Origin of the sequence: Alicyclobacillus sp. SP_1 (assembly GCF_024706985.1) — a bacterium.
Classification (GTDB): domain Bacteria; phylum Bacillota; class Bacilli; order Alicyclobacillales; family Alicyclobacillaceae; genus Alicyclobacillus_I.
Genome location: NZ_JAMCCX010000015.1, coordinates 45,013 through 69,309 on the forward strand (window position 1 = coordinate 45,013; position 24,297 = coordinate 69,309).

The 24,297-nt window shown below is 51.4% G+C and carries 25 protein-coding genes; 1 reads left to right on the forward strand and 24 read right to left on the reverse strand.

From position 1 onward, the window contains the following. Window positions 1-50: 50 nt before the first annotated feature. The 24 genes from rpoB to M4I36_RS03985 all read right to left on the reverse strand — a co-directional run bounded on the left by rpoB (window position 51) and on the right by M4I36_RS03985 (window position 23,134). Window positions 51-3,569, reverse strand: a complete 3,519-nt coding sequence (rpoB, locus tag M4I36_RS03870; RefSeq protein WP_374985403.1) for a DNA-directed RNA polymerase subunit beta — start codon at window positions 3,567-3,569, stop codon at window positions 51-53. 263 nt (window positions 3,570-3,832) lie between these two features. Continuing rightward, window positions 3,833-4,429 (reverse strand): class I SAM-dependent methyltransferase, encoded by a 597-nt coding sequence (locus M4I36_RS03875; protein ID WP_258110365.1) that lies wholly within the window; start codon window positions 4,427-4,429, stop codon window positions 3,833-3,835. Between the two features lie 70 nt (window positions 4,430-4,499). Next, window positions 4,500-4,874: a 50S ribosomal protein L7/L12 gene (gene rplL / locus M4I36_RS03880; RefSeq protein ID WP_258110366.1), complete on the reverse strand. Its 375-nt coding sequence runs from the start codon at window positions 4,872-4,874 to the stop codon at window positions 4,500-4,502. A 94-nt stretch (window positions 4,875-4,968) separates the two neighbouring features. Continuing rightward, window positions 4,969-5,472 (reverse strand): 50S ribosomal protein L10, encoded by a 504-nt coding sequence (gene rplJ / locus M4I36_RS03885; protein ID WP_258110367.1) that lies wholly within the window; start codon window positions 5,470-5,472, stop codon window positions 4,969-4,971. 216 nt (window positions 5,473-5,688) lie between these two features. Continuing rightward, on the reverse strand, window positions 5,689-6,393 hold the full coding sequence (rplA, locus tag M4I36_RS03890) for a 50S ribosomal protein L1 (RefSeq protein ID WP_258110368.1): 705 nt from the start codon (window positions 6,391-6,393) through the stop codon (window positions 5,689-5,691). 73 nt (window positions 6,394-6,466) lie between these two features. Next, complete coding sequence (rplK, locus tag M4I36_RS03895; protein ID WP_258110369.1) at window positions 6,467-6,895, reverse strand: 50S ribosomal protein L11; 429 nt, start codon at window positions 6,893-6,895, stop codon at window positions 6,467-6,469. 148 nt (window positions 6,896-7,043) lie between these two features. Then, window positions 7,044-7,589, reverse strand: coding sequence for a transcription termination/antitermination protein NusG (nusG, locus tag M4I36_RS03900; protein WP_258110402.1), 546 nt, complete (start codon window positions 7,587-7,589; stop codon window positions 7,044-7,046). 41 nt (window positions 7,590-7,630) lie between these two features. After that, window positions 7,631-7,858, reverse strand: a complete 228-nt coding sequence (gene secE, locus M4I36_RS03905; protein ID WP_258110370.1) for a preprotein translocase subunit SecE — start codon at window positions 7,856-7,858, stop codon at window positions 7,631-7,633. A gap of 31 nt (window positions 7,859-7,889) precedes the next feature. Further along, window positions 7,890-8,039 carry a 50S ribosomal protein L33 gene (gene rpmG / locus M4I36_RS03910; RefSeq protein ID WP_258110371.1) on the reverse strand — a complete coding sequence of 50 codons (150 nt, stop codon included), beginning with the start codon at window positions 8,037-8,039 and terminating at the stop codon, window positions 7,890-7,892. A 250-nt stretch (window positions 8,040-8,289) separates the two neighbouring features. Further along, entirely contained in the window at window positions 8,290-8,937 is a 648-nt protein-coding gene (gene sigH, locus M4I36_RS03915) for an RNA polymerase sporulation sigma factor SigH (RefSeq protein ID WP_258110373.1), read from the reverse strand. A gap of 64 nt (window positions 8,938-9,001) precedes the next feature. Next, a complete protein-coding gene (locus M4I36_RS03920) occupies window positions 9,002-9,553 on the reverse strand; it encodes an NYN domain-containing protein (protein WP_258110374.1) in 552 nt (183 codons plus the stop codon). Then, window positions 9,528-10,409 (reverse strand): 23S rRNA (guanosine(2251)-2'-O)-methyltransferase RlmB, encoded by an 882-nt coding sequence (gene rlmB, locus M4I36_RS03925; protein ID WP_374985393.1) that lies wholly within the window; start codon window positions 10,407-10,409, stop codon window positions 9,528-9,530. The genes M4I36_RS03920 and rlmB overlap by 26 nt, the downstream gene beginning before the upstream one ends. Continuing rightward, window positions 10,393-10,830 carry a Mini-ribonuclease 3 gene (locus tag M4I36_RS03930; protein ID WP_258110375.1) on the reverse strand — a complete coding sequence of 146 codons (438 nt, stop codon included), beginning with the start codon at window positions 10,828-10,830 and terminating at the stop codon, window positions 10,393-10,395. Before M4I36_RS03930 ends, rlmB begins: the two co-directional genes overlap by 17 nt. After that, window positions 10,827-12,248, reverse strand: coding sequence for a cysteine--tRNA ligase (gene cysS, locus M4I36_RS03935; RefSeq protein ID WP_258110377.1), 1,422 nt, complete (start codon window positions 12,246-12,248; stop codon window positions 10,827-10,829). The genes M4I36_RS03930 and cysS overlap by 4 nt, the downstream gene beginning before the upstream one ends. Next, window positions 12,229-12,726 carry a 2-C-methyl-D-erythritol 2,4-cyclodiphosphate synthase gene (ispF, locus tag M4I36_RS03940; protein ID WP_258110378.1) on the reverse strand — a complete coding sequence of 166 codons (498 nt, stop codon included), beginning with the start codon at window positions 12,724-12,726 and terminating at the stop codon, window positions 12,229-12,231. The genes cysS and ispF overlap by 20 nt, the downstream gene beginning before the upstream one ends. Beyond that, window positions 12,723-13,448, reverse strand: a complete 726-nt coding sequence (locus tag M4I36_RS03945) for an IspD/TarI family cytidylyltransferase (RefSeq protein WP_258110379.1) — start codon at window positions 13,446-13,448, stop codon at window positions 12,723-12,725. Before M4I36_RS03945 ends, ispF begins: the two co-directional genes overlap by 4 nt. A 305-nt stretch (window positions 13,449-13,753) precedes the next feature. Next, entirely contained in the window at window positions 13,754-14,860 is a 1,107-nt protein-coding gene (locus M4I36_RS03950; protein ID WP_258110380.1) for a PIN/TRAM domain-containing protein, read from the reverse strand. A gap of 248 nt (window positions 14,861-15,108) precedes the next feature. Then, window positions 15,109-15,867, reverse strand: a complete 759-nt coding sequence (gene pssA, locus M4I36_RS03955; protein ID WP_258110381.1) for a CDP-diacylglycerol--serine O-phosphatidyltransferase — start codon at window positions 15,865-15,867, stop codon at window positions 15,109-15,111. A 41-nt stretch (window positions 15,868-15,908) separates the two neighbouring features. Then, on the reverse strand, window positions 15,909-16,988 hold the full coding sequence (disA, locus tag M4I36_RS03960; RefSeq protein ID WP_258110382.1) for a DNA integrity scanning diadenylate cyclase DisA: 1,080 nt from the start codon (window positions 16,986-16,988) through the stop codon (window positions 15,909-15,911). A gap of 4 nt (window positions 16,989-16,992) precedes the next feature. Then, window positions 16,993-18,357 (reverse strand): DNA repair protein RadA, encoded by a 1,365-nt coding sequence (gene radA / locus M4I36_RS03965; RefSeq protein WP_258110384.1) that lies wholly within the window; start codon window positions 18,355-18,357, stop codon window positions 16,993-16,995. Between the two features lie 232 nt (window positions 18,358-18,589). Continuing rightward, window positions 18,590-21,010 (reverse strand): ATP-dependent Clp protease ATP-binding subunit, encoded by a 2,421-nt coding sequence (locus tag M4I36_RS03970; protein ID WP_258110386.1) that lies wholly within the window; start codon window positions 21,008-21,010, stop codon window positions 18,590-18,592. 1 nt (window position 21,011) lies between these two features. Further along, on the reverse strand, window positions 21,012-22,088 hold the full coding sequence (locus M4I36_RS03975; protein WP_258110387.1) for a protein arginine kinase: 1,077 nt from the start codon (window positions 22,086-22,088) through the stop codon (window positions 21,012-21,014). A gap of 13 nt (window positions 22,089-22,101) precedes the next feature. Further along, window positions 22,102-22,623 carry a UvrB/UvrC motif-containing protein gene (locus M4I36_RS03980; RefSeq protein ID WP_258110389.1) on the reverse strand — a complete coding sequence of 174 codons (522 nt, stop codon included), beginning with the start codon at window positions 22,621-22,623 and terminating at the stop codon, window positions 22,102-22,104. Window positions 22,624-22,651: 28 nt separating this feature from the next. Further along, window positions 22,652-23,134 carry a CtsR family transcriptional regulator gene (locus tag M4I36_RS03985; RefSeq protein ID WP_258110391.1) on the reverse strand — a complete coding sequence of 161 codons (483 nt, stop codon included), beginning with the start codon at window positions 23,132-23,134 and terminating at the stop codon, window positions 22,652-22,654. Between the two features lie 280 nt (window positions 23,135-23,414). Between M4I36_RS03985 and M4I36_RS03990 the strand changes: the two genes are divergently transcribed. Continuing rightward, window positions 23,415-24,011: a TetR/AcrR family transcriptional regulator gene (locus M4I36_RS03990; protein ID WP_258110393.1), complete on the forward strand. Its 597-nt coding sequence runs from the start codon at window positions 23,415-23,417 to the stop codon at window positions 24,009-24,011. The last annotated feature ends 286 nt before the right edge of the window (window positions 24,012-24,297 follow it).

Below are 24,297 nucleotides of genomic sequence, written 5' to 3' on the forward strand. Positions count from 1 at the left end.
CCGTTTCGATGAATGGCTAGTACACAATACAGCGGCAGATTCGGGCGGCACTACTCGCCAATTTCGTGATATTCCAAATTGAGGTTGAGCTTTTCTCCCGTATCCTCTTCTTCGTCGCTCTCGCGCATGACAATTTCTTGCTCGTCACCCGTCAATATCTTGACGTCCATACCTAAGCTTTGAAGCTCCTTGATGAGGACCTTGAACGACTCTGGCACGCCGGGTTCAGGGACATTTTCACCCTTCACAACCGCCTCATACGTCTTGACACGTCCCACTACGTCATCTGACTTAACCGTCAAAATTTCTTGGAGGGTATACGCTGCCCCGTAGGCTTCGAGCGCCCACACCTCCATCTCTCCAAACCGCTGTCCACCGAACTGAGCCTTGCCGCCGAGAGGCTGCTGAGTGACGAGAGAGTAGGGGCCCGTGGAACGAGCGTGAATCTTGTCGTCCACCAAATGGTGAAGCTTCAACATATAGACATACCCGACCGTGACGCGATTATCAAATGGCTCGCCGCTACGACCGTCATATAGCACGTGCTTTCCGTCGCGAGAGAAATTGGCTTCTTCGAGTGTTTCGAAGACGTCCTCAGCGTGCGCGCCATCAAACACAGGTGTAGCGATGCGAATCCCGAGAGCAGCAGCAGCCATCCCCAAATGCGTCTCCAGCACCTGTCCGATGTTCATACGGGAAGGCACCCCAAGTGGATTGAGCACAATCTGAACGGGCGTTCCATCCTCTAAAAATGGCATGTCCTCTTCCGGTAAGATGCGTGCGACCACGCCCTTATTACCGTGACGACCAGCCATTTTATCACCCTCTGAAATCTTCCGTTTTTGGGCGATATAGACTCGGACCAACTGATTGACGCCGGCAGGTAGCTCGTCGCCATTTTCACGCGTAAAGACTTTGACATCAACGACAATCCCCGCTCCACCGTGAGGTACCCGCAAGGACGTATCGCGAACTTCACGCGCTTTTTCACCAAAAATCGCATGGAGCAATCGCTCTTCAGCAGTCAACTCCGTGACACCTTTCGGAGTGACTTTCCCAACCAAGATATCGCCAGTACGAATTTCCGCACCAATTCGAATGACTCCGCGGTCATCCAAGTTTTTGAGCGCATCTTCGCCGACGTTCGGAATGTCCCTCGTGATTTCTTCAGGCCCAAGTTTGGTGTCACGAGACTCCAACTCGTACTCCTCAATGTGAATTGAAGTGTACACATCTTCCTTAACCATTTTCTCGGAGAGGAGGATGGCATCTTCGTAGTTGTACCCTTCCCATGTCATGAAAGCCACGAGCACATTCCGCCCCAAGGCCAATTCGCCATGGTCTGTCGCTGGTCCATCGGCAAGAATGGTGCCGGCAGTCACTTGCATTCCTTCACGGACAATCGGCCGCTGGTTAATACAAGTATTCTGGTTCGACCTCGTAAACTTCTGCAGCTTGTATTTGTCGAGATCGCCACGCACCAGTTTCCCGTCCACCATCTGCTGATGGCGTACCCAGATTTCTCTAGCAGTCACACGTTCCACCACACCAGCACGGCGCGCTACAACACACACACCAGAGTCTCGAGCCGCCTGGTGTTCCATGCCAGTCCCGACATAAGGTGAATCAGGAACGAGGAGCGGTACCGCCTGCCTCTGCATGTTCGACCCCATCAGTGCTCGGTTCGCATCGTCATTTTCGAGAAATGGAATCATCGCCGTTGCAACTGAGACAACCTGCTTCGGAGAAACGTCCATATAGTCAATGCGAGAGCGCGGAACAGTAATGACATCCTCGCGGTAGCGCACGGTAATCTCTTCAGAGACAAGTCGTCCATCCTCACCCAGAGGCTCGTTCGCTTGAGCGACGACATAGTTCTCCTCTTCGTCAGCAGTCAAGTAATCAATCTGTGCGGTGACAATTTCCGTCTCTGGATCGACACGGCGATACGGAGTCTCAATAAAACCATACTCGTTAATGCGAGCGTAGGACGAAAGTGAGTTAATCAAGCCAATATTGGGGCCCTCAGGTGTCTCAATTGGGCACATCCGGCCGTAGTGTGAGTAATGAACGTCACGAACTTCAAAGCCTGCGCGTTCTCTGGTGAGACCACCCGGGCCAAGCGCAGACAATCGACGCTTATGGGTCAATTCCGCGAGCGGATTTGTCTGGTCCATAAATTGCGACAACTGACTGGACCCAAAGAACTCTTTGATAGCCGCAATGACGGGTCGAATGTTAATCAGTGCTTGCGGTGTAATGGTGCTCGCATCTTGAATGGACATACGCTCGCGCACGACTCGCTCCATACGCGACAGACCAATGCGAAACTGATTCTGAAGCAACTCTCCGACAGAACGGAGTCGGCGGTTACCAAGATGATCGATGTCGTCGGTCGTGCCCACACCTCTCAACAAGTTGAAGAAGTAGGATACGGCCGCAAGAATGTCACTTGGCGTAATATGCTTGATTGAGCGATCAATCTCGCCGTTCGAGATGACATGGAGTATTTTACCATCCTCGGTCGGACTAAAAATTTTCACCATCTGAACAAACGTCGTATCGGACCCTGTCAAATCCGGAGTGCACGGCACGGTCACACGGCCGACGTTGCCTTCAAGCGCCGGAATGATGCGGTCCAGAAGACGGCGGTCAATGACAGCTCCCGCTTCCGCAATGATTTCTCCAGTGTCGGCATCCACGAGAGTTTCGGCCAAGCGCTGGTTCAGCAGGCGATTCTTCAGGTGGATTTTCTTGTTGATTTTGTAGCGGCCAACGCTAGCTAAATCGTATCGTTTTGGGTCAAAGAACCGAGCTGACAACAAAGCTCGCGCATTCTCATACGTTGGTGGCTCACCGGGACGCAAACGCTCGTAAATTTCCAGAAGCGCTCTCTCAGTTGAATCCGTGGTGTCCTTATCCAAAGTGTTCTGAAGATATTCATCTTCGCCGATAAGCTGCACAATTTCCGCATCCGAAGACAATCCTAGAGCCCGGAGCAAAACGGTAATGGGTAACTTGCGCGTCCGGTCAATGCGCACATACACAATATCCTTCGCGTCAGTCTCAAATTCCAACCATGCTCCGCGATTCGGAATGACGGTTGCAGAATATGCTTTTTTTCCGTTTTTATCGATTTTTGCATGATAGTAGACACTCGGGGAACGGACCAATTGGCTGACGATAACCCGTTCAGCGCCATTAATGATAAAAGTCCCCGTCTCCGTCATCAACGGAAAGTCTCCCATAAATACTTCTTGTTCTTTAACCTCGCCAGTTTCTTTGTTGAGCAGGCGAACTTTCACGCGGAGAGGAGCTGCGAAGTTTACATCTCTCTCTTTGGACTCATCTACATCGTATTTAGGTTCCCCCAGACTATAGTCGATGAATTCCAGAATGAGATTACCGGTAAAGTCTTGAATTGGTGAGATATCCGCGAACATTTCGCGTAACCCTTCCCGCAAAAACCACTCATAAGACTTTTGTTGGATCTCAATAAGATTCGGAAGATCCAGCACTTCATGGATCCGAGAGTAGGAGCGACGTTCACGCCACCCGTACTTGACCATGTGACCCTGCAAACTCTTCACCCCTTGAGTTGTAGACTCCAATGATGCGCGAGAGACGGACACGTAAAAACAAAAAAGAAAATGAGGCTACAGGTAACCACATTTTGGTGCCAAGGATACTTTATTCACCTATTCCCTATCGGTACGGTTTTTATTCATAGCGTGGTGGCAACCGTCCCATCTAATCCAGTATGCAATAAATGATAATATCACAGTTGCAATGACAACGCAAGAAACAAAGTCGGAAAATCACACATATTTCTCTACCCTTTTACTTCTGCGCACAACAGATGATAACCACCATCCCGAGCTACTCGCTCCACCTTCGAGAACAGAGTCCGTAGAAATTCGGCCGCACTTTCCGCACCCTGCTTTTTCGCCATGACGACCCACAGGCGGCCACCCGGGAGCAGTACTTCCCGAGACTCTCGAAAAAATCGATACACAACGGGCTTCCCAGCGCGAATCGGTGGATTGGTCAAAACATCCGTAAACCGATACCCCTGTAGCTTTGTCAAACCATCACTCTGGACAAACTTCACACGGGTTAGACCCACACAGTTCTCTTCGGCCAACGCCAACGCCCGCTCATTGATATCGACGGCAATCCATTGACTGTTTGGATAGACAGACGCAAGAATCGCTACAATCGGTCCATAACCGCATCCTAAATCCACTGCTTGAGCTTCTGCAGGCAACGAGACTTTGTCCAAAAGCAACCTCGTCCCAAAGTCTAAACCTCGCTTTGAAAAAACGCTGCTGTCCGTCCAAAACTCCCGCTCCACACCACGCACAGAGACTCGAATCCGCTGGCGATCCGTTGAGGACGACGGCTTCTCAGTGAAATAGTGTTCGCTCAAAGACATCCCCTTCAAATGAGACAAATCAGGCACCCAGATTTCAGGCGCCTGACCGCTCCGACATAAAGGCTCACTTTACTTCGACAGAAGCTCCTGCCTCTTCCAACTTGGCCTTGAAGTTGTCCGCATCTTCTTTGGACACCTTTTCCTTGATAGCCTTCGGGGCATTGTCTACGAGGTCCTTCGCTTCTTTCAAGCCAAGTCCTGTAATTTCGCGAACCGCTTTGATGACGTTGATTTTCGAACCACCTGCACTGGTCAAAATAACGTCAAACTCGGTCTGCTCAGCCACTTCTTCCGCACCCGCACCAGCGCCAGCTCCACCCATCATAGCGACCGGAGCTGCTGCTGTTACTCCAAACTCTTCCTCGATTGCTTTCACCAAATCATTCAATTCCAGAACTGTCATCGCCTTAATCGATTCAATCATTTCTTCTTTCGTCACGCCAATGACCTCCTCAAATCAATCATGTTTTTTCACAATCTCAACGCATTCGCACACAGAATTCGCATCCGGTTATCGCGAACCAACACACGCCCTACTCTGCTGCTGACTCTTGCTTTTCTGCCACTTGTGAGACGGCATAAGCCAAATTCCTCATAGGAGCCTGCAACACACTGAGCAACATGGACAGCAGCCCTTCACGAGATGGCAGGGTCGCCAATTCGGACACACCTTGTGCGTCGATGACGCGCCCTTCGACAACCGCACCTTTCAATTCCAACGCTTTATGGCGTCGCGCGAAATCACTCAGAATTTTCGCTGGACGCACCGGATCGTCATAACTAAAGGCGATGGCCGTTGGACCCTTCAGATATTCGTCTAAGTCTGAAAGTGAAGTCAGCGCGGTCGCACGGCGTGCCAGTGTATTTTTCAACACTTGGAAATCAATCCCGGCATCCCGCAACTGCTTCCGAAGTTCTGTCACTTCCGCCACGGTCAGGCCGCGGTAGTCGGTCACTACAGTTGCTTTACTGCGAGAAAGGCGCTCGACAATCTCGTCAACTTGCTGCGCCTTTTCTTGATGCACCGCTGTGGACATTTCAACACCTCCCGTAAGTACTCCTATGAAAATCCGCTGCCTCACAAAGTCATTGTTTCCACCCAAAGAAGTGAGGCATTAAAAAGGGCGCCGCCGCAGAAGCGAAGACGCCCAATCCACAAGAAAGGATTGTTGCGAACCTCGGTAGGCGGTTTCCCATTATCCCAAACTCGGACCTACGGTCTACGGCTCATACTGGAAACAAGTTTGCTTGCGTTACTCTTGCACCGCGCCCACTCGCGATGGATTCACGCGAATGCCGGGGCCCATTGTGGAAGAAACGGTGATACCCCGTACATACTGACCTTTAGCACCCGAAGGCTTTGCTTTCTGCAGTGCGTCCAACAGTGTTTCGAAATTACCTAGCAAAGCCGTCACATCGAAAGATGCTTTGCCGAGCGGGACATGCACAATACCCGCTTTGTCCAGGCGATACTCAATCTTACCTGCCTTAGACTCCGCAACCGCACGAGCAACATCAAAGGTCACCGTTCCAGTTTTAGGGTTTGGCATGAGTCCTTTTGGCCCAAGCACGCGTCCCAGACGACCCACGGCACCCATCAGGTCCGGAGTCGCGATGACTACATCAAATTCGAACCAACCCTGGCTGATACGCTGGATAAGGTCGTCATCGCCCACATAGTCTGCTCCAGCAGACTCAGCTTCTTTGGCCTTGTCTCCTTTGGCAAAAACCAAGACGCGCACAGTCTTACCAGTACCATGCGGAAGCACCACCGCACCGCGCACCTGTTGATCCTGCTTCTTTGGGTCAACGCCCAAACGCACAGCTGCCTCGACTGTCTCATCAAACTTGGCAGTCGCTATTTGCTTCACCAAGTCAAACGCCGTCGATGCATCGTACACCTGATTTTTATCAATCAATTTCGCGATTTCCGCGAAACGCTTTGACTTTCTCGCCATCCATTCCACCTCCTTGTGGTCTCAGGTCCGAAAACCTCCCACTTTGTTTCCCTAATGACACGAAGGAAACCTCTTACTCTTCGACTACGATACCCATGCTCCGGGCCGTGCCTTCAACCATTCGCATAGCAGCTTCTACAGAAGCAGCATTCAAGTCCACCATTTTTTGCTCCGCAATCTCGCGAACTTTGGCTTTCTTGACAGTGGCAACTTTTTTCTTGTTCGGTTCTGCCGAACCCGACTCAATGCCTGCAGCCTTTTTCAGGAGCACCGCTGCAGGAGGTGTCTTTAAGTCAAAAGTGTACGAACGGTCTTCATACACGTACAGAACCACAGGAATAACGAGTCCCACTTGGTCTGCCGTGCGAGCATTAAACTCCTTACAAAACCCCATAATATTTCCCACCTGAGCTTGGCCTAGAGCAGGCCCTACCGGCGGAGCAGGAGTAGCTTTCCCTGCTGCAATCTGCAGCTTTACAACTTTCACAATTTTCTTCGGCAACGTGTCCACCTCCTTTGCCGTAAAATGTGGTCTGACGGGCACAGGACCCTCCCACGCACCAGGTGGAACACCATAGCGCATCTATGGACGCCACCCAAGAAGGCAAGGCGTCACAGAAAAGGTCGCCATCAAGGCGCCTACTCTGCCACTAGGATAATTTCTCAACTTGCGCGTAGTCTAATTCCATTGGAGTTTCTCGACCAAACATCGACACCAAGACGCGCAGTTTCTGATTCATTTCATGGACTTCCTCAACCGTGCCGACCATATCTGCGAAGGCTCCGCCAATCAAGCGAACGGCCTCGCCAACCTCAAAGTGAAGCACCGCTTTCGACTCGCCTACACCCATCTGCCGCATGATAGACTGCACTTCATCCCCGAGCAAAGGAGTGGGCTTAGAGCCAGAGCCGGACGACCCCACAAAACCGGTCACACCAGGCGTATTTCGGACCACGTACCAAGAATCGTCGGTCATAATCATCTCGACCATGACATACCCCGGATAGACTTTCCGCTGGACAACTTTACGCTTGCCATTTTTTACTTCCATTTCTTCTTCTGTGGGTACAAGCACCCGAAAAATCTTATCTTCCATACCCATCGTCTGGACACGGCTTTCCAGATTGTTCTTGACTTTGTTCTCGTAGCCCGAGTAGGTATGAATGACAAACCATTGTTTTTCTAGATTTTCCATCATTCCAAGGACGGTCGCCCCGCACCTCCCTCGCTCTCAGGTTAGACAAGGCCAATCATCGACAGAAGTTTCGCAATCCCCACATCAAAGCCCCAAACCATCAGGCCAATAATGATACACGTCAGCAGTGCTGCTGTCGTGTAATTGACAACCTCGTGTCTGGTAGGCCAGCGTACTCGCTTTATCTCTCGATAGGATTCGGAAAAGAAAGATACCAGCCCGCCGCGATGTTTGCGAGGTTCCAGAGTCGTTTCGTCCGGCTTCGCCATTCAATAAAACCTCACTTTGCAAGGCGTGACGTCAGCGCGTTTCACGATGAACGGTCTGTCCATTGCAGTATCGGCAGAACTTCTTGAGCTCAACCCGGTCAGGGTCGTTTTTCTTGTTTTTTGTCGACGTGTAGTTTCTCTGTTTGCACTCGGTGCAAGCGAGCGTGACAATGACGCGCATAATAGTGCACCTCCTTCGACAGGCATCACCTGTCCAAAAACATAAACAAACGAACCCCATCCATTCGGGACCCGTACACCCAGTGTACTGTAGCACAGACACACTGCTACGTCAATCATCTTTAGGCGAGTTTGGACACGATGGTTACGTAAACAGACAACGAACCTCTCCTGTAAAACATCCAGGGCAAATTTCCCGTAATGGCAAAGGTAGCAGAGGATGTAGAAGCGTAGGTACAGACATCTAGCACTCACACATAGACATTTCGATAATCTAAATATTTTTCAAGTTTTCTCTTGACACGCTGAAGAGCATTGTCAATCGACTTCACATGCCTCTCTAAGTCCACTGCGATCTCTTGATAAGAGCGCCCATCCAAGTAGAGCATTAGCACCTTCCTCTCAAGGTCGCTCAAGAGTTCAGACATTTTAACCTCGATGTCGTCAAATTCTTCTTGGTGGATGACGAGTTCTTCCGGGTCTGTCACACGAGCGGTGCAGATGACATCCATCAACGTGCGATCCGACTCACCTTCAAAGACGGGTTTATCAAGGGAGACATAAGAATTGAGAGGTATATGCTTCTGGCGAGTGGCAGTTTTGATAGCGGTAATAATCTGGCGGGTGACACAAAGTTCGGCAAATGCTTTAAAGGAAGCGAGCTTGTCCTCTCGAAAGTCGCGAATGGACTTATACAAGCCAATCATACCTTCTTGCACAATGTCCTCACGGTCGGCGCCAATCAGGAAGTAGGAGCGGGCTTTCGAGCGCACAAAATTCCTATACTTATAAATCAAGTATTCCAGCGCCAACGAGTCGCCATTTCGAACGCATTCGACCAACACCTCGTCCGCCAGACATTCTAACGCGGCGAAATCTGAGTTGTGTAAGGTGGTCAAGCCGAAACCCCCCGGACCCGTAGGATGCCGACATTATACATTATGTAGCCTAGCGGAATCAACGCTAGTTTTCCCCACGCCGCAAGGCTTCTAATTTTTCAGCGACCGATTTCGACAGTTTGTCTGCCAATCCCACCTTTGCAGACGAACCGCTTTCCTTCGCGTTGGCAGAAATCTTATCCATAACATGGCCTAGGCGAGCACTGAATTCTCGGGCGGAAATACGGAGCGCGCCGCCACCAAAAGTAATCTGCTGTTCCAGTGCATCCGATGTGACTACCGTGATGTATCGATAGACGCCGGAGAGCTCGCGAACCAAGCGCTCAATGCGCTCATCGGCGGTCTCTCCACGGTCTGTATATATCACAGACACACTGCCTCTTAGCGACTCTTCACGAGGCCGCTGAAGCGTCTGGTGCGCGTCAAAAACCAGCAGTACATCTTCGCCGGTAATGGAGGAATACTCCATCAGGCGCCCAGCTAAGTTCAACCGGGCACCTTCCAAGTCAATCATCTTCGGCAAAGGAATACCCAGCCATTGCGGCAGAAAATTGTATCCGTCGACAATCAAACACCGATGGTGCCCCGTTTCACGACCGTTGTCTGACCGCTTCATAGAGCATCACGCCTGCGGCAACTGACGCATTCAGACTCTGCAACTGTCCCATCATGGGTAGTGAGACAACGTGATCACAAGTGGATTCCACAAGTCGTCCGAGGCCCTTGCCCTCAGCTCCGATGACGAGCGCTATCTTTCCTTTCATATCCACTTCAGTGTGCCTCTGTTCGGCACCGACAGAGGCTCCCACTATCCAATACCCCTGTTTCTTAAGGTATTCCATCGTCTGGACCAAATTGGATACGCGCGCGACAGGAACGTATTCTAGAGCGCCTGCCGCCGCTTTTGCAACCGTGCCAGTCAAGGGGACGGCACGCCTCTTAGGAATGATGACCCCCTGCACTCCAGTAGCATCCGCAGTCCGAAGAATCGCTCCGAGATTGTGCGGGTCTTCGACCTCATCCAAAATCAGGACAAGCGGAACCTGCCCTGTCTCCCTCGCCACAATCTCGTCCACCTCCGCGTAAGCGCGCGGAGATACGTAGGCAACGATGCCTTGATGGCGCTCGCCAGCGAGACGAGTCAGAGACGCTCGCGGGACGTTCTGAATGACAATTCCAGACTCCTTGGCGCGGGCGATAATTTCCGCTAGCGAACCGCCTTCGGCCCCTTCTGCAAGCAACAACTTATTCATAGGTCGACCTGCTTTGAGTGCTTCCAGCACAGGATGACGACCCGATAGAATTTCGTCGGACGTTTCCACTGTTTTGCGTTCGACTTCCTTCACTCTTCTCGCGGCCCGAGGTGCCTCTTCATATGCGCTACGCCTTGAAGTCTTTCCGACCGGCGTGCGCGTGAACTTCTTGTCCGAGCCTACCGATGCTCTGCCTTGCCCCTTACTCCTTCTCTCCACGGAGAGCGCCCCCCTCATTCACCTGGTCAATCCAATCCAACGCAGACCCGGCCAGTATGTGCAATCGTTCCCATTGGCTCGTCATCGCCAAATAGCCAATGAGAGCTTCAAACCCTGTCCCATGTCGATAGTCCGCCATGGTAGCATTTTTGCGGATACTCTTTGACTTCGAGTTTCTACCCCGTCTTGCAATATCCCGTTCTTCGTTGGTCAACAGGGGATCGATACCACGTAGCGCCTCTGCTTGCCCGGCAGCGCATACGTATCTCGTACACTGCTGATGCAGTTTCGAGGGACGACGAATGTCCCCATGCATCGTGCGCTCCCTTGCATACACTTCCCAAATTGCATCGCCGATGTACGCCATTGCGAGCGGAGACCAATCCGAGACACGCAAATTTAAAAATAAGTTAGACATCATGCTTTACTCCAACGCGTACCTTGCGGCGTATCTTCGATAACGATCCCTTTGGCGAGTAACTCGTCGCGAATTTTATCGGATGTGACAAAATCTCGATTTTTCCGAGCTTGTGCACGTTCCTCGATGAGAGACTGGATGTAGACTTCGGCGACATCCACGTCATGCTCAGGGCTACCTATGCCGAGGACATCAAGAAACTCGAGTACAATATCCTTCCAAGCCGTCACATCTCCTAAAGTCACATTATCTTCTAACGCAAGATTTGCTTGGCGAACCGCATCGAACATGACGCTGATTCCTTCCGCCGTATTAAAGTCATCATCCATGACACGAATAAAAGCAGCTCGTATCGCTTCTATTGCGCGCTCCGTTTCCCTCCTAACATCCCCATGAACAGAGAGAAACTGTGGGGCAGCCTGAATCGAATCCGCACGAAAAGATAAGTTCTTGAGCGCTCTGTCCACGCGCGCCAGCGCATTCTCCCAGTGGTCGAGCGCCTCTTCCGTGTAGTTCAATGGATGGCGATAATGGGCGCTGAGTAGGAACAGCCTCAAAGCGCGCGCATCTCTCCGTTCCAACAAATCTCGCGTCATAATAAAATTGCCGGTGGACTTGGACATCTTTTCCCCATTGATATTGAGAGTGCCATTATGCAACCAATACCGGGCAAAAGTTTTTCCGGTTTTCGCTTCAGTCTGGGCGATCTCGTTTTCATGATGAGGAAACACCAAATCTCGCCCGCCCGCATGAATATCAATCTGTTCTCCTAAATACTTTTCATTCATGACCGAGCACTCAATGTGCCAACCGGGCCGACCAGGTCCCCAAGGGCTCTCCCAAAATTCTTCGCCGGCCTTTGCGGCTTTCCAAAGCGCGAAATCAGTCGCGTCGTGTTTCTCGTCCAGCACATCGACACGAAATCCGGCCTGCATACTGTCCAAAGACTGATGCGACAGTTTCCCGTAATCTGCGAAAGTAGACGTATCAAAGTATACCGTCCCCGCTTCTTCATAAGCGTGCCCTTTATCGATTAGCTCTTCAATAAAACGTATGATGTCCGGGATACATTCGGTCACCCGCGGATGCACTACGGCGCGCTGAATGTGTAATTTGTCGGCATCTTCGAAGTAGGCCTCGATATAGCGGTTGGCAACCTCGCGCACGCTGTCCCCCGTCTCATTGGCACGGTGAATAATGCGATCATCGACATCGGTAAAATTTTGTACATACCGAACTGCATAACCCCGATATTCAAGATACCTTCGAACCGTATCGAAAATCACAAACATTCGACCGTTACCGATATGAAACAAGTTGTACACAGTTGGGCCACACGCATAAAACCGCACCTTACCTGGTTCCAGCGTGTGAAGCTCTTCTTTTTCTCCGGACAGAGTATTATACAGCCGAATGCCCATTGTTTCCCCTCCTTTGCAACAAGACCACAGCCAGAGCCGCTATCCCTTCTTCGCGACCAACGAAACCCAGACGCTCGGTAGTGGTCGCCTTGACTGACACCGAAGACACGGACGTGCGCAGATAGTGTGCCATTGCAGAACGCATCTGCGGAATATGCGGTGCCAGTTTCGGCACCTGTGCCATGATGGTACAATCCACATTGCCCACTTCATATCCTTCTGCTTCGACCAAGTCCATCACCGAGCTTAATAACTGCGCGCTGTCTGCATCCTTATAACGTGGATGGGTGTCGGGAAAATGCTGACCTATATCACCGAGCGCCAACGCCCCTAGAAGAGCATCCATCACGGCATGCAAGATTACATCTGCGTCAGAATGCCCCAATAGTCCTAAGTCATGTGGAATATTCACTCCACCTAAAATCAATCGCCGATTCGGTGCAAAAGCATGCACATCAAACCCCTGTCCTATCCTCATGCTTTCAACCCTCCTCCAAACCGCTGTTCAGCCCAATACTCCGCAAATCGGAGATCTTCGGGCGTGGTGATTTTACCGTTATAAGCGCTCGAAGAGACCAGAGTCACTGGGTGCCCGATTGTCTCAAGAAACATCGATTCATCCGTCATATGTTCTGGATTGGCCTCTCCGTCATATGCGCATAACAGCAAGTCTGCTCGCAGGCACTGCGGAGTCTGGGCCAGCCACAAATTCTCTCTCGGGAGAGTTTTCTCGACCTGTGACCCCACAGACCACTTGACTGTATCTTTGCACCGCTCCGCGAGAATTGCCGCACCGCTTGATGAAGCGGCTATAAAGACGGCCTCGATGTCTTGACTCACAGTGAAAGGACGAGCAGCATCGTGAACGGCAATCAACAACGTCGCAGGGTCAACATCCCCGAATTTCGAAATCGCTCTCTCAACACCTTGTCGACTCGAATTCGCTCGGTGGGTACCGCCAGCCACAAAATCCAACTCTGTTTGCCATGAATGCTGTAGGGCCTGTGCACGCATGCGCTGCACCTCGTCTTCCGGGGCAACGACCACCAAGCAGTCCAGGGCGACACTGTCGAGTGCTTGAGCGGAGCGAATCCACATCGGCACACCACGTATTGGATAATGTTGCTTTCGAAAGCCAATTCTCGACCCACTACCAGCCGCCACCAACACGCCAATGCGGTGAAATCCATTCCTATTCATGCGAAAAATGCCCCTCCGTGACGAGTTCCGTCTTCACCTAACCGTTTCTACACTTTCTTCAGCAGAATTGCAAGAAACGGGCATGCAGATGACATTTCCTCACCGCGAGGGAGGCCGTCATCCACATGCCCACAGCAACACGCTTCGATTGCCAATTTGAATCCCCAGCCAAGTCCGGAACATGACACAAATCATTGAGTAGAGCTTACCGACGCACCTCTCCCAAAATCCCAAGGTCTTTTAATGAGCATGTCGTGCCTGACAGCAACCATCACCAGCCTTTGAAAAGGACAGCGGCATGGGAACTAAAGCGCACGCTCTAGTAGTTTTGGCTTTGCAAAAATCATTCGACCTGCCGAAGTCTGAAGGACGCTCGTCACTAAAACATCCAGTTTACCCCCGATGTACTCACGGCCTCCTTCGATGACAATCATCGTACCATCATCTAAATACGCTACTCCCTGATTGTACTCCTTGCCGTCCTTAATGACTTGAACAGACATTTCCTCGCCGGGCAACACGACCGGTTTAAGAGCATTCGCCAAGTCGTTAATATTTAATACAGCCACGCCTTGCAACTCACACACCTTATTCAGATTGAAGTCATTTGTAACCACCTTACCATGGAGCTGTTGAGCAAGGCGAACCAACTTGCTATCCACCTCTTGGATGTCCTCAAAATCAATTTCGACCACTTGCACTTTGACTTTAGACTCTTTTTGGATTCGGTTCAAAACGTCTAGTCCTCGCCGTCCTCTGTTTCTCTTCAGCACATCGGAGGAATCGGCAATGTGTTGAAGTTCCGCCAAGACAAACGAAGAAATGACCAACACACCATCCAAAAATCCTGTTTCCACCAAATCCGCAATGCGCCCGTCAATAATGACGGAAGTATCCAGAAGCTTTGCCTCACCTGTGCGAAATGCCAGTGTTTTGCGCTCTTTTTCTCGATCTTTATCTTTTTCCTTATCTTTCATCGAAAGTTTACCCGAAAACAGGTTGACCAAATCTTCCCGTTTCGTAAAGCCAATCCTTAAACCGAGATAAGCGAAAAGTAGAGACACGAAAAACTGCAGAGGAATCCCGACGACCGGAATGTCACGAATGGCGGTGCCAAATAGATATGCCACCAAAAGTCCAATGACAATCCCGATAGTGCCTCCGAGCACATCCGAAAGAGGCGTGACTTTGAGCCGATCTTCCACCCAACGAATCAGGGTAGTCACATAGTTGACCAACCACGTGGTAGTGAGGATGAGGAGAGCTCCACCTAGCGCAGCGCCAAACCAGTGCGAATCGAGTACTGCATTGTTCGTAATATGAAAAATGGATTTGAATAAGTGCGGGACGATGGCATAACCTAATACGATTCCAATAACTGCGAAAAATAAGTGGACGACACGCTTCAACACGATACTGTCACCTCCTGATTTCAGTATGGACAGCCCTTGGCGGAAAATAACCTAAGTTTATACGTGCGGTGTTCCGACTTCTTTGAAAAGCAATGCTCGAAAACCCCCATCATCCGAGAACTGCGAGACAGAGATAGCTCCGGCCAGTCGACGGAGCTTTTTGGGAGCAAGCCGACGAAACATTGCAAAAGACTATACCCCAATGCTAGTTTAGCACGCGTCAAAAAAAGCGTCAAAGTTTTCCGGAATCAGGATTTTCGGATAGGCTTGCGGAGACTCTTTCCTTCCATTGCTCTGTCCTTCTCTTCGTCTTCCTCTTCCTGCTCCAATTGCGTGTTGCGAAGTCTCAAAAAGCGCCAGGCACCATACCCAGCATACACAGCCAGTACCGCAAAAATGAGCAGACCAGCATAGGGATGGCCGTAGCGCACAATGAAATAGACAACCAGGGCAAGTACAGGTACCACCATCAAGGTCGACGACGGAAACGGCACGCGCTTGAAGTTTGGGTATTTTACATTGCTGACCATCAACACGGACAGAAGGACCATACCCACAGGAAGAGTCACATCCGTAGCAGGCAGAATATTTCGGCAGAGGGCCATCGTGGCCACAATTCCACCAGCCGCCGTAATGGGAAGTCCGACGAAGTAAGAACGGGGCCTTGTATCGGTATTGAATCGAGCCAATCGCAAGACGCCGCAGGCGGGAAACAAAATACCAACCAAGATACCGAAAATACCGATGTACTGTAAGGTTAGAACGTACATAATCGCTGCGGGAGCGACCCCAAAGGTGACCACGTCAGAAAGAGAATCCAACTGACGACCAAACTCGCTTTCTGCATGGAGCAAACGAGCCACGCGACCATCTAAAGCATCGACAACCATACCCGCCAGAATGAGAAGTGAAGCCCATTCGTACCCACCTGACTGAGTGAGTGCAAGCGCAGCCAGACCGAAGAACAGATTGGTAAGGGTAAGAAAACTTGCAATCACTTTCCCCATTCTGTATATCCTCCTTCATGATGACAACCGGACGACTTGCATTACAGGTGACGGTCAATGAAGACTTGTTCTTGAATTCGCTTTAAGCCCTCTTGGATAGTGCGCGCCCTAACGGAGCCAATGCCTTCGACTTCATCCAACCGCTCGACGGAAGCTGCTAAAACATTGCTCAGCGTCTCGAAGTATTCCACGAGATTTTCGATGACTGGTTGAGGAAGTCTGGTGATTTTATTCAATATACGATATCCACGCGAGGGTATAATTTCGTCAGCCAAATCGACCATCGGCCCATATCCCAGCACGCGCGCCAGTGTCGTACCATCGTGAAGTTCTTCGGTGCCCAGTTCGTGAACATGAGTCAGCATTTGGTGAGGTGTTGCGTCAGCATCGAAAAGGCCATAGTCTTTAACGAGGAGATACGCTTCTTCATCTACTCGCGAGACCAATTCGTCCAATTGCATTGAAATGAGCCGTCCTTCACTTCCAAGTTCCGTGATGTAGCGCCGGATTTCGGCACGCACTCGCAAGACCATCTCAAACCTCTGCAGCACACTGGTGATATCGTGAAGCGTCACCAGTTCCTCAAACTCCAATGCACTCAGATTCGTTAACGATTGGTCTAAAACCGACTTGTATTTTTCTAGGGTTTGAATCGCTTGGTTGGCTTTCGTCAAGATGACGCCAATGTCTTTCAAACTGTATTTAAAATTCCCATGGTACAAGGTGATGACATTTCGGCGCTGGGAGATACAGACCACGAGTTGGTTTGTCTGCTTCGCCACTCGTTCTGCCGTACGGTGCCTGGTCCCCGTCTCGGAAGTTTGAATTGTGTGGTCTGGATTGAGATTTGTGTTCGCATGAAGTACGCGCTTCAAATCTTCACTGACAATCAGCGCTCCATCCATCTTGGCTAATTCATAAAGATGAGCCGGAGTCAATTCACATTGAATCGAAAATCCGCCATCCATAATTGACAGCACTTGCTCCGATGCACCTACGACAATCAGTCCACCAGTCTTCGCCCGCAGAATGTTTTCAATACCCTCGCGCAAGACAGTACCAGGCGCCACTGTTCTCAAAATCTTAGTGATCATCGCTTCTCTCTTTGCGTCTTCTCTCATCTCGTCACCTCGAGAAAGCTTCCGTCAGCGCATCGCCAATCGATGAAACACCGACCACTTCCAGACTGTCCGCTCGAAGGAGCGATGGGCTCCACCCATGCTTTGGCACAACGCATCTTTTGAAACCCAATTTTTGCGCCTCGCGAATGCGCTGTTCTAATCTTGACACTTGACGAACCTCGCCAGTAAGCCCAACTTCCCCAATGAAAACATCTCCTGCATGCAAAGCTCGATTGCGAAAACTCGAAGCAAGCGCCATGGCCATCCCTAAGTCCAAAGCCGGTTCGTCAACACGCACACCGCCAGCTATATTGACATATGCATCAGATGATTGTAAATGCATGTCTACGCGCCGTTCGAGTACCGCCAACACCATATTCATCCGCTGTTGATCCGCTCCGGTTGCCATCCTCCTCGGTGTGCCAAAGCTAGACAGCGCAACCAGCGCCTGTACCTCCAGCAGAAGCGGACGACTCCCCTCAAGGGCCGCCACCACCGCCGAACCAGGCGCTTCATCAGGACGCTCTAACAAAAACATTTCCGAAGGATTGGCCACCTGCTCTAACCCATGCTCACGCATGTGAAAAATGGCCATTTCATGAGTAGAGCCAAATCGATTTTTTACAGCACGCACAATTCGTTGGTCGTGATATCTGTCTCCCTCAAAGTATAGTACTGCATCCACCATGTGTTCAAGCAGTCGAGGCCCGGCCAGCAGTCCATCCTTCGTCACATGCCCAACGATACAGATAGCAATGCCAGCTTGTTTCGCCATTCTCAACAGCGTCCCCGTACACTCGCGAACCTGCGCTACGCTACCGGCAGCAGACGTTACCGAACTTCGGTAGACGGTTTGAATCGAATCGACAATCATGAAGTCTGGCGCAAGAGCACTCGCCTGTTGCAGTGCCGCATCCAAATTCGTTTCTGCCAGAACAAATAACCTTGGAGACAACGCGGCGAGTCGCTCGGCGCGCATCTTCAGTTGAGTCGTCGACTCTTCTCCAGAAACATAGAGAATCTTCTTCCCACTGCTCGCTAAGTTTCGGCAAATTTGCAAAAGTAGCGTCGATTTTCCGATGCCTGGGTCACCACCGATTAAGACAAGCGAACCAGGGACCACGCCACCACCGAGCACCCAGTCCAATTCCGACATGCCGGTACTGTATCGCTCTTCGCGTTCGAAGTGAACATCATCGATAGCAATGGCAGAACTCGCCTGACCAAAGACGCCTCCACGCGCATCGGGAACGGTTTGAACGACTTCCTCAAGAGAATTCCACTCGCCACATCCTGAACATCTTCCCAGCCATTTTGCTGACTCCGTGCCGCATTCTCGACAGATGAATTTTGACTTTGGCTTCGCCATTCATTTTTACCCCTCTACGGTCAGGCGCTACCCTAGGACTCATCCATCTATCATACTCGATGGTCTAATTTTGTCCATGACACTGAATAGAAAAATGCGTCAAAAGAGAAAACATCCAGAACAAAAGCTCACACCGCAGTGTGAGCTTCTACAAACTCATCCGTCCTTTCGATGGCGTCTGCTCGACCGAAGGCAAGCCCACTCTCCAATGGATGGCTCGCACCAACCGAGTTTAAACAGTAGCACCTTGCTCAATGTCTAATCCGCCATCTCCAAGCCCAATCCGCACCTGCTGTCCTTTGCGAATTTCACCCGACAGAAGTGCTTCTGAAAGTCTGTCTTCAATGTGGCGCACGATGGCCCGTTTGAGTGGGCGAGCTCCGTACTGCGGATCAAACCCTTCTTTAGCCAAGAACTGCTTTGCCTCGTCCGTCAACGTGAACTGAATCTCCTGCTCCTTCAAACGCTTTTGTAAATCTGCCACCATCAAATCGACGATATGGCCAATTTGCGTTTCGTCCAGCGCATGAAAGACGATGATTTCGTCAATTCGATTCAGAAACTCTGGACGGAAAGACTTCTTCAGGTCGTCCATCACTTTGCCTTTCATGCCCTCATATTCGCTTGACCGATCCGGTTTAAACCCTAAGGTCCCGCCACGGCGGACCGACTCTGCTCCGACATTCGACGTCATGATGATGACTGTGTTGCGGAAATCCACGGTGCGACCTTTTCCGTCCGTCAATCGTCCATCGTCAAGCACTTGGAGCAGGATGTTGAACACTTCTGGGTGGGCTTTCTCGACTTCATCCAGGAGCACCACCGAATAGGGTTTACGCCGAACTTTCTCCGTCAACTGTCCACCTTCGTCAAAGCCTACATACCCCGGAGGCGCCCCAACCAATCGCGCGGTCGAATGCCGCTCCATGAATTCAGACATGTCAATGCGAATCATCGCATCCTCATCCCCGAACATGGCGTCTGCAAGAGCTCGAGCCAGCTCCGTCTTCCCGACACCCGTCGGCCCAAGGAAAATAAAGGAACCAATCGGACGCTTCGGGTCTTTGAGCCCGGCCCTGGCGCGACGGATGGCCCTCGCCACCGCAGTCACCGCTTCTTCTTGGCCAACAACACGTTGGTGCAAAACCTCTTCCAAATTGAGCAGACGGTCCGACTCTTCTTGCGCCAACTGCTTGACTGGAATTCCGGTCCAAGAAGCAACAATATGCGCAATGTCGTCGACAGTGACCTTAACATCATGATGATCCTGATTTTTCTGCCACTCTGCTTTCAACGCGTCCAATTCCCGTTTTAGCTTTTGTTCCGAATCGCGCAACCCTGCAGCCTTCTCAAATTCTTGTCCTTGTACTGCCGAGTCTTTTTCGCTGCGAATTTTCTCCAGTTTCTGTTCCAAATCTTTCAGATTCGGCGGGGCGGTATGTGTCCGCAATCGAACGCGCGACCCCGCTTCGTCAATCAAGTCAATCGCTTTGTCTGGCAGGAAGCGATCGGCGATGTAGCGGTCAGACAGGTGGACCGCAGCCTCTAAAGCTTCATCGGTAATTTTGACCCGATGATGCGCTTCATAGCGGTCTCTCAATCCGCGCAAGATCTGAACCGCCTCTGCGGCGGTCGGCTGGTCGACCGTAATCGGTTGAAACCGTCTCTCCAAGGCCGCGTCTTTTTCAATGTGCTTGCGATATTCGTCCAGGGTTGTCGCCCCGATGCACTGCAATTCACCTCGGGCCAATGCAGGTTTCAGAATATTCGACGCATCAATAGCACCTTCTGCGCCGCCTGCGCCGATCAGTGTGTGCAACTCGTCGATGAACAAAATCACGTTTCCCGCTTGACGAATTTCCTCCATAATCTTTTTCAAGCGGTCTTCAAATTCGCCGCGATACTTGGTTCCCGCCACCACGGTTCCCATATCCAGTACCATGACGCGCTTGTTCCGCAGTGTCTCCGGGATGTCCCCAGCAATGATGCGTTGTGCCAACCCCTCCGCAATGGCCGTCTTGCCGACTCCAGGCTCTCCAATCAGCACCGGATTGTTCTTGGTACGCCGCGACAGCACCTGAATAACTCGTTCGATCTCGTTTGCGCGGCCGATGACCGGATCGAGCTTACCATCCCTTGCCATCTGCGTTAAATCGCGTGCCAGATTATCCAATGTTGGCGTGCCAGCAGAACTTTCTTTGTCCGTTCCAAGTTCTGCAGCGTCGCCACCCAGCAACTGCAAGACTTGTTGTCGCGCTTTGTTGAGTCCGACTCCCATGTTGTTGAGTACCCGAGCCGCCACGCCTTCTCCTTCACGAATCAGTCCAAGCAGGATGTGCTCCGTGCCGACGTACGTATGATTGAGTTTGCGAGCCTCATCTATGGAGAGTTCTATCACTTTCTTCGCTCGCGGAGTGTAGGTCAAGCCGGAAGTCGGACCCTGGCCTTGACCGATGATTTTCTCCACTTCCGCTTGGACTTTGTCAGAACTGACACCCAAGCTATTGAGCGCTTTTGCGGCGATTCCCTCGCCTTCGCGGACCAGCCCAAGTAGAATATGCTCCGTGCCCACTCCAGGATGATGTAAACGAGTTGCCTCTTCTTGAGCTAAGGCGAGCACTTTCTGCGCACGTTCTGTAAATCGAGCATACATGTTAACGCACCTCCGTATCGTCTAATCGAAGCCGCTCGCGAACCAGCATGGCGCGGCGAATATCGCGCTCACCCGGCGCCAGTTCTTCGTGAAAGTACTTCTGCAAAAACGCTGGTTGAGTCATGACCATCAATTCTTTGAGAATACCCGAGGAGACCCCTTTGAGAATACCGAGATCGATACCCAGGCGCACATCCGACAGTCGCTGCAACGTTTCTCTAGAATCCATCCGCCTTGCGTAAGCGAGAATGCCGAAAGAGCGGCAGACTCGGTCTTCTAGAGCTTCTCGATTCTCTTGCAAAAGTGCTTTTCTGGCGGCGCGCTCATGGTCGATTAATTGATGGACCACGCTGGAGAGATTACCGATAATTTCTTCCTCAGTCTCGCCAAGAGTCACTTGGTTCGACACCTGGAACAGGCTTCCATTGGACTCGGTGCCTTCACCGTACATTCCGCGCACGGCTAAGCCCACGTGCGATACTGCCGTTAGCATGCGCTGAATGTTCCCGGACAGCACCAACCCGGGAAGATGCATCATGACGGAAGCTCGAATACCCGTGCCGACATTGGTTGGACAGGCCGTCAAATACCCGAACTTTTCATGAAATGCGTACAAGAGACTCTGTTCTAACGCGTCGTCTACGGCACTCGCGAGATGCCAGGCGTCTTCTAAGCGCAACCCGGGCATAATGCATTGAATGCGCAGGTGGTCTTCTTCATTGACCATGATGGATATCGCTTCATCGTCTCGCAACGCGATGGCACCGTGTTTTTCCGCCTCGGCTAAGTCGGGACTGATGAGATGCTTCTCCACAAACACCTGACGATCCAATGGGCTGAGAGAGGCGCAGCGAATGAACTCGAACTTGCCGACTTTCGCGACAGCCTCCGCAGCGACAGCCTCTTGCACGGCCCGAATGACCTCATCTGCGTGTGTATCGGTCTGCAGTATGGGGAACGGCAGTCCCTGCAAGTTCCGCGCAATGCGGATTCGGCTCGTCAGAATGATATCGTCTTCCGGTCCGCCATCCTTCATCCAACGGCTGGTGGCTCTTTGTAAAAAGTCGCTGAGTGACACGTCCCTTCCCTCCTCACTCACTCAATTGTGTTTCTAACTCGCGAATTTTGTCCCGAAGCTCGGCAGCTCGCTCAAATTGCTCCGAAGCGATGGCTTCTTGCATCTCGCGACGAAACTGCTCCAGCGTTTTGCGCTGTTTGACGCGCTCTCCCGACTTAGCTGGGACTTTCCCGGTATGTGTAGTGCTGCTTTGAATGCGTCTTAACAGCGGATCGAGCCGAACTGCAAAATGGTCGTAACAGTCCGGGCAGCCGAAACGCCCAATTTTCGTAAATTGACCATACGTCATTCCACAGGTAGAGCATTGTGCCGGCGCCACTACACCCGGTGGGCTGACACCTGGAGACGATTCCATATTCAGGAGCCCACTCAGCAGATGATTGAAATCAAACGGGTTACCGGCCGCAAACTGTGTTAAGAAGTCCCCATTCTCTTTGGCGCACTGCTCACACAGGTGCGTAGCGCTCATCTTGCCTCCAACAATTTTGTTCACATGCACATTGGCCTGTCGCTCGTGACATTTCTGACACAGCATACGGAGCACCTCCTGATACGAAGGGTTTTTATGAATTCTCTGCCTCGTTCGGTTCCAGCAAGAGAACTTGGAGCACATGTTTGAGAATACGCGCCCTCAACCAGTCTCGAGTCGGAAGGTCGACGGAAAGAACTTCCCGACGCACCATCGTCCGCAACAACATCGCTTCGCGGGGAGTCATGATGGACTCGCGAGCCAGCCTTTCAAGCACGCCTTCCGCGTCGTGTTGCGACATTTCTGTGGGCCACGACTGCAAGAGTTTGACGAGCGTGTGGGTATCGTCTGAGGGTATTTCCCGAATTCGAATATACCCGCCGCCGCCTCGCTTTGACTCAACAATGTATCCCCGCTCCACTGTAAACCGAGTGGAGATGACGTAGTTGATTTGCGATGGCACACACTTGAACAACTCTGCCAACTCAGACCTTTGCAGTTCTACCGTACCATACTTGCTGTCGCTCATCACAGACTTCAGATACTCTTCGATAATATCCGTTACATTCCGTCCCAATAGGCTCCTCCTCCCCCAGTACTGATGCGGACTCTGCTCCTCGGAAAACCTTCGCCTGGACCCCGCATCACAATCAACCGCAACGCGGCTTCTGACTTTGACTTTCCTTGACCTTATTATAGCACGACCCTTGCAAAGCGCAAGCATCTTCACGTATCGCGGATTTTTGTTTTAGAATTCCTTGTCTCCTGCAGAACTATTCCAACCGTTGCTTCTCGATGCGTAGAGAAGTACACTTTGGTGCAAAGGAAATTCGCCGAGAAAGGTTGTCGACCATTCTATGTCAGCAAACCGGCAAACAGAAATCGCTCTCGCAGCGGTGCGCCTGTTTGAACAAAAAGGATACAGGGCCACATCGGTTCAAGACATTGCGGATGCCGTCGGCCTTCAAAAAGGAAGTCTCTATCATTACATTCACTCAAAAGAAGAACTTTTACTGCAAATTGCCAAGCAGGCCATTGGTGAATTTAATCACACGCTGGAACGGATTCTCGAGGAGGACATACCAGCTCGCGATAAACTCTCCCTGATGATTGAAAACCACCTTGTGGTCAGTGTCACCAACCTTCAGACGACCACTGTCCTGTTACGCGAGGCGTTTGCCTTAGATGAACCTCAGCACCAGATGATTTTGGACCAAACCGATAAATATGTCGATCTCGTTGCCACCATTCTCGAAGAAGGTCGAGAGCAAGGCGAGTTTGATGTGGAAGATACCAAGATTGCGGCTCTGGCCATCCTTGGCTCCTGTAATTGGCTTTACCGATGGTATCAGACGTCCGGAAAACTGACGGCGCGAGAGATTGCAAGAATGTTCAGTCATGTCTTTCTCTATGGACTGTTGGCCAAGCCAAAAGATGAAGGAGATACGGTCTAATCTGAGGGTGCAAGTTCAGCAGAACCCGCACTTCGCACCCTCATATCTTGCTCGGTAAGCCCTGTGCCAGACCCGTGCCCACGTGCCGAGCTCGCCTTTGCCAAAGCAGCCGGCAGCGTGGGCCTGAGTGTTCACCCACAACAATAAAAGCCCCGAGGGGAGGGTGGACAGAGATGGTCTTCCTCTCTGCACCCCCACACTCGGGGCTTTCGTTCGTCTCTCTCGCCTGGCAACGTCCTACCTTCCCAGGGGTCTGCACCCCAAGTATTCTCGGCGCTGGAGGTCT

Bases quoted from the DNA above. Each gene is read 5' to 3' on its own strand.
- rpoB (WP_374985403.1), bottom strand. From the start codon at position 3,569: ATGGTCAAGTACGGGTGGCGTGAACGTCGCTCCTACTCTCGGATCCAT.
- rplJ (WP_258110367.1), bottom strand. From the start codon at position 5,472: ATGTCCACAGCGGTGCATCAAGAAAAGGCGCAGCAAGTTGACGAGATT.
- rplA (WP_258110368.1), bottom strand. From the start codon at position 6,393: ATGGCGAGAAAGTCAAAGCGTTTCGCGGAAATCGCGAAATTGATTGAT.
- nusG (WP_258110402.1), bottom strand. From the start codon at position 7,589: ATGGAAAATCTAGAAAAACAATGGTTTGTCATTCATACCTACTCGGGC.
- secE (WP_258110370.1), bottom strand. From the start codon at position 7,858: ATGGCGAAGCCGGACGAAACGACTCTGGAACCTCGCAAACATCGCGGC.
- rpmG (WP_258110371.1), bottom strand. From the start codon at position 8,039: ATGCGCGTCATTGTCACGCTCGCTTGCACCGAGTGCAAACAGAGAAAC.
- M4I36_RS03920 (WP_258110374.1), bottom strand. From the start codon at position 9,553: ATGAAGCGGTCAGACAACGGTCGTGAAACGGGGCACCATCGGTGTTTG.
- M4I36_RS03930 (WP_258110375.1), bottom strand. From the start codon at position 10,830: ATGATGTCTAACTTATTTTTAAATTTGCGTGTCTCGGATTGGTCTCCG.
- cysS (WP_258110377.1), bottom strand. From the start codon at position 12,248: ATGGGCATTCGGCTGTATAATACTCTGTCCGGAGAAAAAGAAGAGCTT.
- ispF (WP_258110378.1), bottom strand. From the start codon at position 12,726: ATGAGGATAGGACAGGGGTTTGATGTGCATGCTTTTGCACCGAATCGG.
- M4I36_RS03945 (WP_258110379.1), bottom strand. From the start codon at position 13,448: ATGAATAGGAATGGATTTCACCGCATTGGCGTGTTGGTGGCGGCTGGT.
- pssA (WP_258110381.1), bottom strand. From the start codon at position 15,867: ATGGGGAAAGTGATTGCAAGTTTTCTTACCCTTACCAATCTGTTCTTC.
- disA (WP_258110382.1), bottom strand. From the start codon at position 16,988: ATGAGAGAAGACGCAAAGAGAGAAGCGATGATCACTAAGATTTTGAGA.
- radA (WP_258110384.1), bottom strand. From the start codon at position 18,357: ATGGCGAAGCCAAAGTCAAAATTCATCTGTCGAGAATGCGGCACGGAG.
- M4I36_RS03970 (WP_258110386.1), bottom strand. From the start codon at position 21,010: ATGTATGCTCGATTTACAGAACGTGCGCAGAAAGTGCTCGCCTTAGCT.
- M4I36_RS03980 (WP_258110389.1), bottom strand. From the start codon at position 22,623: ATGCTGTGTCAGAAATGTCACGAGCGACAGGCCAATGTGCATGTGAAC.
- M4I36_RS03990 (WP_258110393.1), top strand. From the start codon at position 23,415: ATGTCAGCAAACCGGCAAACAGAAATCGCTCTCGCAGCGGTGCGCCTG.